Raw genomic sequence first — 12,706 nt, 5'->3', positions numbered from 1 at the left:
GCCGCCACGGCCGCGGCCGCCGCGGCGGGCAGCGCGGGCGCGGGCAGCGCCTTGCGGTCGAGCTTGCCGTTGGCCGAGAGCGGCAGCCGCTCCAGCGTCACGAACGCCGACGGGACCATGTACTCCGGCAGCCGGGCGGCGGCCAGCGCCCGCAGCTCCTCCACCTCCACGGTCCGGCCCTCGGCGGGCACCACATAGGCGACCAGCCGGCGCACGCCCGGGGTGTCTTCGCGGAGTTGGACGGTGGTGTGGGTGAGGTGGGGGTGGGTGGTGAGGGTGTTCTCGATTTCTGCGGGTTCGATGCGGAGGCCGCGGAGTTTGATCTGGTGGTCGGTGCGGCCGAGGTAGTGGAGGGTTCCGTCGGGGGTTTGGCGGACGAGGTCTCCGGTGCGGTACATGCGGCTGCCGGTGGGTCCGTGGGGGTCTGCGGTGAAGCGTTCTGCGGTGAGGTGGGGTCGGGTGAGGTAGCCGCGGGCGAGTTGGGTTCCGGCGAGGTAGAGCTCTCCGGGGGTGCCGGGGGGTACGGGGGTGAGGTGGTCGTCGAGGACGTAGGTGCGGGTGTTCCACACCGGCGTACCGATCGGCGCGGTCGCCTCGGAGCAGTCCCGCGTGGTGCGGTGCGCGGTGACGTCCACGGCCGCCTCGGTGGGCCCGTACAGGTTGGCCAGCTCGGCGCCCTGGGTGTTGCGCTCGTGGAACTGCGTGGTCAGATCGGTGGTGAGGGCTTCCCCACTGCACACCACCAGGCGCAGGGCCGGGGTGCTGTCGACGGTGTGCTCGGCCAGGTAGGCGCCGAGCATCGAGGGCACGAAGTGGCAGACGGTCACCCGCTGATCGGCGATGAGCGTGTTGAGGTAGTCGGGCTCCTTGTGGCCCTCGGGCCGGGCGATGACCAGCGGCACGCCCTGGGCGAGGGGCCAGAACAGCTCCCAGACGGAGACGTCGAAGCCGGTCGGGGTCTTCTGCAGGACGCGGTCCTCGGCGGTGAGCCGGTAGGCGTGCTGCATCCACTCCAGGCGGTTCACGATGGCCTCGTGCTCCACGAGCACGCCCTTCGGCCGACCGGTCGAACCACTGGTGAAGATGACGTAGGCGGGGTGGCGGGGGAGGAGCGGCCGCGTCCGCTCGGCGTCCGTCACCGGCCCGTCGGACTGACGGGCCAGCTCCGCCTCGGCCTCTGCCGATCCCAGCACCACCCGCGGAATCTCCGGACCCGTCGGCAGCAGCGCCGCCGAGTCCCCGTCCGTCAGCGTGAGCACCGGGCCACCGGTGTCCAGCAGATACGTCAGCCGGTCCCCGGGGAGGGACAGGTCGAGCGGGAGGTAGGCGCCTCCGGCGCGGACGACGGCGTGGAGGGCTATGAGCAGGTCGGTGGAGCGCGGGAGAGCGACGGCGACGATGGACTCGGGTCCGACTCCGCGGCCGATGAGCAGCCGGGCGAGGCGGTTGACGGCCGTCTCGAAGTCGGGGCGGGACAGTTCGGCGCCTTCGAAGACCAGGGCCGGGCCGTGGGCCCGGGTGGCTCCGGCGCTGACCAGGTCCGCCAGGGTGGTCGGGCCGTCCAGGGTCACCGCCGTGTCGTTGAAGCCGTGGAGGACCTGCTCGCGCTCGGCCTCGTCCATCAGCCCGATGGCGGAGAGGCGTACGGAGGGATCCGCGGCCACCGCGTCGAGCAGCCGGACCAGACGGCCCGCGAGGGCCACGACCGTCGACTCCTCGAACAGGTCCGCGGCATAGCGGATCCCGCCCTCGAAGCCGGTGTCCGGCCGGAAGGTGCCGAAGGCCAGCTCCAGGTCCACCTTGGCCCCGCCGGTCTCCACCGGGAACTCCTCGGCGGGCACGCCGAACAGCTCCCTCAGCTCCGCCGCCGGCTCCGCCGAGTGGTAGGTCACCATGGTCTGGAAGAGCGGATTGCGCGACCGGGACCGTTCCGGTCCCACCGCCTCGACCACCGACTCCAGCGGCAGGTCGGCGCGGGCGAACCCGGCCAGCGCCGTGTCCCGCACCCGGCCCACCAGCTCGGCGAAGCCCGGGTCACCGGACACGTCCGTCCGCAGGACCAGGGTGTTCAGGAAGAAGCCGACCAGCCCGTCGAGCTCCTGCCCGCCACCGCGCCCCGACACCGGGCTGCCCAGCGGGATGTCCTCGCCCGCGCCCAGCCGGTGCAGCAGGGCGGCCACCGCCGCGTGCACCACCATGAACGGGGTCGCCCCGGCGCCCCGGGCCAGCCGGATCAGCCCCTCCGCGGTCGCGGCGGGCACCGCGAACGGCACCACACCGCCCCGGAAGCTCGGCTCCGCCGGACGCCCGCGGTCGGCCGGAAGGGCCAGTTCCGCAGGGGAGCCCGCCAGCGCCTCGCGCCAGTACGCGGCCTGCGCGGCCGCCACCGACTCCGCGTCGGCGGGGTCGCCCAGCAGCTCGCGCTGCCACCGCGCGAAGTCGGCGTACTGCACCGGCAGCGCGGCGAACTCCGGCGCGCGGCCCGCCGTACGGGCCTCGTAGGCGGCCGACAGGTCCGCCAGCAGCGGGCCGGTGGACGCCTCGTCGGTGGCGATGTGGTGCAGCAGCACCAGCAGCACCGCCTCGTCGGGCGCCGCCCGCAGCAGCGTCACCCGCAGCGGGAGGTCCCGCTCCAGGTCGAAGACGTACCCGCCCGCGGCCACCGCCTCGGCGTCGAGCCGGCCCGCGGGCACGTCCCGTACCTCCACCGGCACCACGGCCCGCTCCACGGGCAGCACCCGCTGGTACGGCTCGCCCTCGTGCTCGGCGATCACCGTACGCAGCACCTCGTGCCGCGCGGCCAGGTCCTGCACGGCGGCGCGCAGCGCGTCCGCGTCCACGGGCCCGCGCAGCCGCACCGCGACCGGCACGTTGTAGACGGTGCCGGTGCCCCGGAGGGCGTCCAGCAGCCACAGCCGGTGCTGGGAGTACGACAGCGGCGGCCGTTCGGCGCGCAGGGCGGCCGCCTCGGCCAGGACCGGCAGTGGGCGGGCGTCGCCCGCGGCCCGCCCGGCCAGGCGCTCGGCCAGCCGCGCCGGGGTCCGCAGCTCGAACACGTCCCGTACGGCGCACTCGCCGCCCAGGGACTCCCGCAGCCGGGCCGCCACTCGGGCGGCGAGCAGCGAGTGACCGCCGAGCGCGAAGAAGTCGTCGTCCGCGCCGACCACCGCGCGGCCCAGGACGTCCGCGAACACGCCGACGGCGATCTCCTCGCGGGCGTCGCGCGGGGCACGCGCGACGGTGGCCCCGGGCAGCTCGGGCGCGGGCAGCGCCTTGCGGTCCAGCTTGCCGTTGGCGGACAGCGGCAGGGTGGGCAGCGTCACGAAGAAGCTCGGCACCATGTACTCGGGCAGCCGGTCCGCCGCCCACGCCCGCAGCTCCGCCGCACCGGGCTCCGCGAGCCCGGCGGCCACCACCACGTACGCCACCAGGTGCTGGACACCCGGGGTGTCTTCGCGGAGCTGGACGGTGGTGTGGGTGAGGTGGGGGTGGGTGGTGAGGGTGTTTTCGATTTCTGCGGGTTCGATGCGGAGGCCGCGGAGTTTGATCTGGTGGTCGGTGCGGCCGAGGTAGTGGAGGGTTCCGTCGGGGGTTTGGCGGACGAGGTCTCCGGTGCGGTACATGCGGCTGCCGGTGGGTCCGTGGGGGTCGGCGGTGAAGCGTTCTGCGGTGAGGTGGGGTCGGGTGAGGTAGCCGCGGGCGAGTTGGGTGCCTGCGAGGTAGAGCTCTCCGGGGGTGCCGGGGGGTACGGGGTTGAGGTGGTCGTCGAGGACGTAGGTGCGGGTGTTCCACACCGGCGTACCGATCGGCGCGGTGGGCGACTGCGCACCGGCGGCGGCCGTCATCGCGGTGACGTCGACGGCTGCCTCGGTGGGCCCGTAGAGGTTGGCCAGTTCGGCGCCGTGCGTGTTGTGCGCGTGGAAGAGCTCCACCAGGTCCGTGGTGAGGGCCTCGCCGCTGCACACGACCAGCCGGAGGGCCGGGGTGGCGCCGATCCGGTGCTCGGCCAGATAGGCGCCGAGCATCGAGGGCACGAAGTGGCAGACGGTGACGCGCTGTTCACCGATCAGCTCCGCCAGGTACGCGGGCTCCTTGTGGCCCTCGGGCCGGGCGATGACCAGCGGCACGCCCTGGGCGAGGGGCCAGAACAGCTCCCAGACGGAGACGTCGAAGCCGGTCGGCGTCTTCTGGAGCACCCGGTCCTCGGCGGTGAGCCGGTAGGCGTGCTGCATCCACTCCAGGCGGTTGACGATGGCCTCGTGCTCCACGAGCACGCCCTTCGGCCGGCCGGTCGAACCACTGGTGAAGATCAGGTACGCCGGGTGGCGCGGCAGCAGCGGCCGCGTCCGCTCCGCGTCCGCCACCGGTCCGGCGGGCAGGCCGGCGGTCTCGGCCACCGTTCCCGCCGCGTCCAGCAGCACCACGTCCATGCCGTCGGCCGCCGGTACGGCAGCCGCCGAAGCGGTGTCGGTCAGCAGGCACACCGGGCGGGCCGTCGCCGTCATGTACGCCAGCCGGTCGGCCGGCAGCGAGGGGTCGAGCGGGAGGTAGGCGCCTCCGGCGCGGACGACGGCGTGGAGGGCTATGAGCAGGTCGGTGGAGCGGGGGAGGGCGACGGCGACGATGGATTCGGGTCCGACTCCGCGGCCGATGAGCAGCCGGGCGAGGCGGTTGACGGCCGTCTCGAAGTCGGGGCGGGACAGTGCGGTGCCCTCGAAGACCAGGGCCGGGCCCTGGGCCGCGGAGGCTCCGGCGCTGACCAGGTCCGCCAGGGTGGTCGGCCCGTCCAGGGCCACCGCCGTGTCGTTGAAGCCGTGGAGGACCTGCTCGCGCTCGGCCTCGTCCATGAGCCCGATGGCGGAGAGGCGTACGGACGGGTCCGCGGCCACCGCGTCGAGCAGCCGGACCAGACGGCCCGCGAGGGCCATCACCGTGGACTCCTCGAAGAGGTCCACCGCGTACCGGATCCCGCAGCTCATCCCGATCGGCGTCCGCCGGAACAGCACCTCCAGGTCGAACTTGGCCGCGCCCGCGCCCACCTGGCGCTCGGCCGCCGTCACCGACGCGCCGAACAGGCCGGACGGCATCGGCGTACCGCCCTCGTAGGCCACCATCGTCTGGAACAGCGGGTGCCGGGACAGGGACCGCTCGGGCGCCACCGCCTCGACCACCGCGTCGAACGGCAGGTCGCCGTGCTCCAGCGCCCCCGTCGCCGCGCGGGAGGTGCGCTCCAGCAGCTCCGCGAAGCCCGGGTCGCCGGACAGGTCGGCGCGCAGCACCAGGGTGTTGACGAAGAAGCCGACCAGCGGGTCCAGGGACTCCGCCGTACGCCCCGAGGCCGGGAAGCCCAGCGGTACGTCCTCGCCGACGCCCAGCCGGTGCAGCAGCGTCGCCACCGCCGAGGAGACCACCGTGAACATGGTGGTCCCGGCGGAGGAGGCCAGCCCCTCCAGCCCGGCCACCAGGTGCTCGGGCAGGCCCACCGTCACCGTGCGGCCCTCGTGCGAGGGCACCGCCGGGCGGCCGCGGTCGGCGGGGAGGGTCAGCTCGGCGGGGATCCCGGCCAGCGTCCCGCTCCAGTACGCGGCCTGCGCCGTGGCCACCGAGTCCGGTGCTGCCGGGTCCCCGAGCAGCCCGCGCTGCCACAGCGCGTAGTCCGGGTACTGCACGGGCAGCGGGGCGAACTCCGGTGCCCGGCCCGCCGTGCGCGCCGCGTAGGCCGCGGCCAGGTCGGCCAGGAAGGGGCCCGTCGACCACTCGTCGGAGGCGATGTGGTGGAACAGCACGAGCAGGGTGTGCTCCGCCGCGCCCTCCGACAGCAGGCTCACCCGCACCGGGAGTTCCCGCTCCAGGTCGAAGGCGTGGCCCGCGGCCGCGTCCAGCGCCGCCTCGGTCTCCTCGGCGCCGACCGCCGCCACGGTGAACGGCACCTCGGCCGCGCCGGGTTCCAGCACCCGCTGGTACGGGCCCTCGGCGTCCTCGCCGAAGACCGTGCGCAGCGCCTCGTGCCGGGCCACCACATCGGTGACCGCCGCCCGCAGCGCGTCGACGTCCACCGGCCCCGAGAGCCGGACCGCCAGCGGCACGTTGTACGTGGCCGAGGGGCCGTCCAGCCGGTCCAGGAACCACAGCCGGGCCTGGGCCGGGGCCATGGGCAGCCGCCCGGGGCGCACGGCGAGGGCCACCGGCTCCGTACGGCCGCTGCCGCCCCGGCCGGTCAGGCGCTCCGCGAGCCCCGCCACCGTGCGCGCCTCGAAGACGTCCCGCACCGAGCAGGCCGTACCGGCCGCCCGGATCCGCGCCACCAGCCGGGTCGCGAGCAGCGAATGCCCGCCCAGCCGGAAGAAGTCGTCCTCGGCGCCGACCGACGTCAGCCCCAGCACCTCGGCGAACACCGCCGCGATGCGCTCCTCGGCCGCTCCGCGCGGCGCCCGGGACTCCCCGGCGGCGCGCGGGCCGGGCACGGGCAGGGCCGCCCGGTCCAGCTTGCCGTTCACGTTCACCGGCAGCTCGGGCATGACCACCACGGCGGCCGGGACCAGGTGCTCGGGCAGTACGGCGGCCAGAGCGCGCCGCAGCTCCTCCGGGTCCGCCGAGGCGGAGGCCGCGTAGCCGACCAGCTCGGGCAGTCCGGCCGCGCCGGGCAGGTCCTCGCGGACCAGTACGGCCGCCGCAGACACCCCGTCCAGGGCGGCGAGCGCCGCCTCGACCTCGCCCGGCTCCACACGGAAGCCGCGAATCTTCACCTGGTCGTCGGTGCGCCCCAGGAACTCCAGCAGGCCGTCGGCCCGCCACCGCGCCAGGTCACCGGTGCGGTACATGCGGGTGCCGGGCGCGCCCAGCGGGTCGGCGGTGAACCGCTCCGAGGTGAGCGCGGCGCGGCCCAGGTAGCCGCGGGCGTTCTGCTCGCCGGCCAGGTACAGCTCGCCGGGCACGCCCGGGGGGACCGGGCGCAGCCGCGCGTCCAGGACGTAGGCCCGTGCGTTGTCCAGCGGCCGGCCGACCACCGGGGTGGGGCTGTCGCCCACCCGGGCGACCAGCGCGTCCACGGTGAACTCGGTGGGCCCGTAGTAGTTGACGGTCTCCACGCCGGAGATCCCGCGCAGCTCGGACCACAGGCCGGGCGGTACGGCCTCGCCGCCGAGCAGGAACAGCGCGGGGCGCCAGGTGCCGGCCAGCAGGCCGGCGTCCACGAGCTGCCGACCGTACGAGGGGGTCACGTCCAGGGCGTCGATGCGGTGCTCCCGCACGTAGCCGACGACGGCCTCGGCGTCCCGGCGGCCGAACTCGTCCAGGACGTGCAGCTCATGGCCGGCGACCAGCCACAGCAGCTGCTCCCAGGAGGAGTCGAAGGAGAAGGAGGCGGTGTGCACGGCCCGCACCCGGCGGCCCAGCCGGTCGGCGACCGGCCCGTACAGGTCGCGCTGGTGGTCGCGGAAGAGCCGGGTCAGGCCCGCGTGCCGCAGTACGACGCCCTTGGGTACGCCCGTGGAGCCCGAGGTGTAGATGACGTACGCGGCGTGCTCCGGGTGCACCGGGACCTGCGGCAGCGGTGCGGCGGCGGCCAGCCGGTCCCCGGTCGCCGGGTCGTCCAGCACCAGCGCGGGCACCCCGGGCACCCGGCCGGCGGCGGCGCGGGTGGTCACCACGCAGACGGGCGCGGCGTCGTCGAGCATGAAGGCCAGCCGGTCGGCCGGGTGGTCCAGGTCCAGCGGCAGGTACGCGGCCCCCGCCCGCAGGACCGCCAGCAGCGCGACCACGGTGTCCGCGGAGCGGGGCACGGCCAGGGCGACGACGGTGTCCGGGCCCGCGCCCGCCTCCACGAGCAGCGTCGCCAGGCGGGCGGCGCGCTCGTCCAGCGCGGCGAAGGTCAGCCGGTCCGCGCCCGCCACCACGGCGAGGGCGTCGGGGTGCGCGGCGGTGCCGGCCGCGAACACCTCCGGTACCGACTCGGGGGCGACGGGACGGCCGGTGGTGTTCCACCGCTCCAGCGCCGACTGCTCGGTGGAGTCCAGCAACTCCCATGCGGAGACGGGCCGTTCGGGGGTGGTGACGGCCTCGGCGAGGATGCGCAGCAGCCGTTCGGTGAACGCCTCCGCGGTGGCCGCGTCGAAGCGGGCGGTCGCGTAGAAGACCTCCAGCTCCAGGCCGGTGCCGTGCGCCGAGTCGGAGAAGGTCACGTCGAGGTCGAACTTGGCGGCGCCGGGGTCGATCCGGTCCACGCGCGCGGGCAGCCCGAAGAGGGTCCGCAGGTCCTGGCTGATCGTGCTGTGCGAGACCATCGTCTGGAACAGCGGGTGCCGGACGGGGGAGCGCTCGGGGGACACCGCCTCCACCACCGCGTCGAACGGCAGGTCGGAGTGGTCGAGGGCGGCCAGGTCGGTGGCCCGTACCCGGGCCAGCAGCTCGGTGAAGGTCGGGTCGCCGCCCAGGTCGGTGCGGAGCACCAGGGTGTTGACGAAGAAGCCGACCAGCTCGTCGAGGGCGCTGTCGGAGCGGCCCGCGACCGGGGTGCCCAGGACGATGTCGTCGCCCGCGCCGAGCCGGTGCAGCAGGGCCGCCACCGCGGCGTGCACCACCATGAACACACTGGTGCCGCTCTCCCGCGCCAGGTGCCGGATGCCCTCGGCCACCGCGTCCGGGACCGGCCGGTAGACCATGGCCCCGGCCGCCGCCTCGGCCGCCGTGGCGGGCCTGCCGCGGTCGGCGGGCAGCGCCAGTTCCTGCGGGGCGCCCGCGAGCGCCCGCCGCCAGTACGCGGCCTGGCCGGCGGCCAGCGACTCCGGGTCGGCGGGCGAGCCCAGCAGCTCGCGCTGCCACAGGGCGTAGTCGGCGTACTGGAGGGGCAGCGCGGCGGACTCCGGGGCGCGGCCCGCCGTCCGCGCGGCGTAGGCGGCGGTCAGGTCCGCCAGGAAGGGGCCCATCGACCACTCGTCGGAGGCGATGTGGTGCAGCAGCACCACGAGCACGTCACCGGCGCCCGCGGTGCGGACCAGGGTGACGCGGACGGGGGCGCCCGCCGACAGGTCGAAGCGGTGGCCGAGCGCCGCGTCCACGGCGGCGTCCACGGCGGAACCGCCGCCGGTCTCGGTCACGTGCAGCGGCACCCCGGCGGCACCGGCCGGCAGCACCCGCTGGGCGGGGACCCCGTCGTGCTCCTCGAACACGGTGCGCAGGGCCTCGTGCCGGGCGAGGGTGTCGGTGAGGGCCGCGGCCAGGGCGGTGGCGTCGAGCCGGTCCTCGAACCGTACGGAGAACGGGATGTTGTAGGTGGTGGAGGGCCCCTCCAGCTGGTGCAGGAACCACAGGCGCTGCTGCGCGTACGACAGCGGCAGCACCTCCGGGCGCCCGGCGGCGGCGGGGGAGCGGCGGGCCGGGGCGGAGCGTCCGGCGAGCCGGGCGGCGAGCGCGCGGGCCGTGCGTGCCTCGAACACGTCGCGGATGGCGCAGTCGGCGCCCAGCGCCGTGCGCAGCCGGGCGGCGGCCCGGGAGGCGAGCAGAGAGTGCCCGCCGAAGGCGAAGAAGTCGTCCTCCGGGTCGAGTTCCGCCACGTCCAGCACGTCCGCGAGGACGCCGGTGACGATCTCCTCGCGGGCCCCGCGCGGGGCGCGACCGCCGCCCGCACCGGCCGCGCCGGCGGCGGGCGCGGGCAGCGCCTTGCGGTCCACCTTGCCGTTGGCGGTCAGCGGGAAGGAGTCCAGGACCACCACGGCGGCCGGGACCATGTAGGCGGGCAGGGCCTCGGCGGCGGCGCGCCGCACGGCGGCCGGGTCGGGCGCGGTGCCGTCCGTACCCCGGGTGACATAGCCGACGAGCAGCTGCCGGCCCGGCTCGTCCTCGCGTACGAGGGCCACGGCGCGGCCCGTGCCGGCGGCCGCGGCGAGCGCCGCCTCCACCTCGCCCGGTTCGATCCGGTGCCCGCGCAGCTTCACCTGGTCGTCGGCGCGGCCCACGAACTCCAGCCGCCCGTCGGCGTCGCGGCGTACCAGGTCGCCCGTGCGGTACATGCGGGAGCCGGCCGGGCCGAAGGGGTCGGCGGTGAACCGCTCCGAGGTCAGGGCCGGACGGCCCAGGTAGCCGCGGGCCAGCTGGGCGCCGGCCAGGTACAGCTCGCCGGGGCGCCCGGCGGGGACCGGGCGCAGGGCCCCGTCCAGGACATGGGCGCGGGTGTTCCAGAACGGCAGGCCGATGCCCGGCACGCCGGTGTGGTCGGCGGGAAGGTCCGCGGAGGTGGCCCAGACGGTGGCCTCGGTGGGCCCGTACACATTGGTGACGGACCGGGCGGCGCGGGCCAGGCGCTCGGCGAGCGCGGCGGGCAGCGCCTCGCCGCCGACGAGGACGCGGGTACCGGCCAGGGTGGTGGGGCGGCCGTCCTCCAGCAGGGCGTGCCACAGCGAGGGGGTGGCCTGCACGACGGCGGGCCGGTGGGTGTCCACGAGGGCGGCCAGGGCGGCCGGTTCGCGGACGGTGTCCCGGTCGGCGAGCACGATCGTGGCCCCGCACAGCAGCGGGGTGTGGATCTCCAGGACGTGGATGTCGAAGGAGACGGTGGTGACGGCGACGAGCCGGTCCGCGGGGGCCAGGCCCAGCACCTCGGCCTGCATGTGCAGGAAGTTGGCGAGCGCGTCGTGCGGGACCACCACGCCCTTGGGGCGGCCGGTGGAGCCGGAGGTGTGGATCACGTACGCGGGGTGGGCGCCGGTCAGCGGCGCGAGGCGGTCGGCGTCGCCGACGGGGCCGTCCGGGAGCGCGGCCAGCGCGGCGAGGGTGTCGGGGGCGTCCAGGACGACACGCTCGGTGCCGGGCGCCTCCGGGGCGAGGGCGGCGCTGTCCAGGGTGGTCAGGACGCACACCGGGCGGGCGTCGTCCACCATGAACCGCAGCCGGTCCGCCGGGTATTCGAGGTCCAGCGGCAGATAGGCGCCGCCCGCCTTGAGGACGGCGAGCAGGGCCACGACGAGGTCGGCGCCACGCGGCAGGGCGAGCCCGACGAAGGACTCCGGGCCCACGCCCCGCCCGATCAGCAGCCGGGCCAGCCGGTCGGCGCGCGCGTGCAGCGTGGCGTGGTCGAGGACGGTGTCCCCGGCGATCAGCGCGGGCACCCCGGGGTGCAGGCGCGCGGCCTCCGCGAAGGCGGCGACGATGGGACCGGCGGGCACGGTACGGCCGGTGGCGTCGGCGGTGACGGCCTCCAGGGCGGCCGGGGTGAGCAGGTCGGGGCGGCCGACGGGCGCGTCGGCGCCGGCCTCGGCGCAGGCGGTCAGGAAGTGCGCGAACTCGGCGAGCAGCCCTTCGGCGGCGGCCCGGTCGTAGGCCAGCGGGTTCGCGTCCAGCTCCAGCCGGATCCGGCCCTCGGCCTCGTCGTGGTGCACGCCGAGGGTCAGGTCGTCCACGGGCCCGGCGGCCACGTTGTGCACGGAGGCGGGGGCGCCCGCGAAGTCCAGCCCGTAGTCGAACGCCTTGACGTTCAGCATCGGGCCGAAGGTGCCGGAGCCCTCCGCGCCCGGGGTCAGTTCGCGGCGGATGTCCTCGGCCCGGTGGTGCTGGTGGCGGCGCAGCTCGCGCACCCCGCCCGCGACCCCGGCGACGAGCTCCCCGAAGGGCATGTCCGGGCGTACGGGGACCCGCAGCGGCAGCACGTTGACCACCATCGCGGGCACGCGCAGCGCGGCGGAGCCCAGGCGGGCCATGGCCGGCAGCGAGAGGACCACGTCGCGGGAGCCGCCCGCCCGGTGCAGCCAGGCGGCGAAGGCGGCGGTCACGGCGTCCGCCCAGCTCGCGCGCACGGACCGGGCGGCGGCCAGCAGCAGGCCCGTCGGGGCGGGGCCCAGTACGGCGTGGGCGCGCAGGAAGGAGTGCGCGGCGGGGTGCGCGGCGCCGCTCAGCGGGGCCGGCTCCGGCAGCCCGGCCAGCCGCTCCCGCCAGTAGGCGCGGTCGGCGGTGTGCCGGTCCGAGCCCTGGTAGCCGGCCTCCTCGTCGAGGACGGCGGCCAGACCGGGGAAGGGCGAGGGGCCGGGGTCGCGGCCCTCGGCGAGCGCCGTGTACACCTCGGCGGTACGCCGCGACACCAGCGAGAAGCCGTAGGCGTCGAGGGCGATGTGGTGCACGCGCTGGTACCAGAGCGTCCGGTCCGGGGCCACGCGGTGCAGGCTGAAACAGTACAGCGCGTCGCGCGCCGGGTCGGCCGGGGTGGCCATGTCACGGTGCATCAGCGACAGGGCCGTGCCGTACGGGTCCTCCTGCGCGCGGTGGTCGAGTACGGGCACCACGACCGGGACGGCCGCCGGGTCGGCCGGGACCACCTGGTACGGCTCCCCGTCGGCGTCCTCCCCGAAGGCCGCGGTGAGGGCGTCGCACTCGGCGACGGTGTGCCGCAGGGCGGCGGTGAACAGCTCAGGGTCCACCGGGCCCTGGATCTCGACGTACTGGCCGACGTTGAAGACCGGGGATTCCGGGTCGAGCCGCTGGCCGTACCAGACGCCGGTCTGCGCCCCGGTGAGGGGGAGACGCTGGGGGGTGCGGTCGCTCATGGGTGGTGCTCCAGTGGTCGTCGGCGGGACCGGGACGGCGGTCGGCCGGAGGTGTACGGGGGCGGTGCCGGGGTGCGGCCGCGCGGGGTGCCCCGGGGCGGCGTCGCGGACCGGCGGTGCCGGTGGCCGTGCGGGGCCGCGGTACGGGCGGGGCGGGCCGGTGGTGGCCCGGCGCG

The 12,706-nt window shown here is 76.1% G+C and carries 1 protein-coding gene; it reads right to left on the bottom strand.

Going from position 1 to position 12,706, the window contains the following annotated elements:
• Positions 1 to 12,530 (bottom strand): amino acid adenylation domain-containing protein (locus tag ABZ873_RS20300; protein ID WP_360873681.1); only part of this gene is annotated, 12,530 nt, incomplete at its 3' end.
• Positions 12,531 to 12,706: the final 176 nt, after the last annotated feature.

The organism is Streptomyces sp. NPDC047014 (genome assembly GCF_040644195.1).
Taxonomy (GTDB): domain Bacteria; phylum Actinomycetota; class Actinomycetes; order Streptomycetales; family Streptomycetaceae; genus Streptomyces.
Note: the sequence above shows the minus strand (reverse complement) of the source record. Positions and strands in the feature narration are given on the sequence as shown.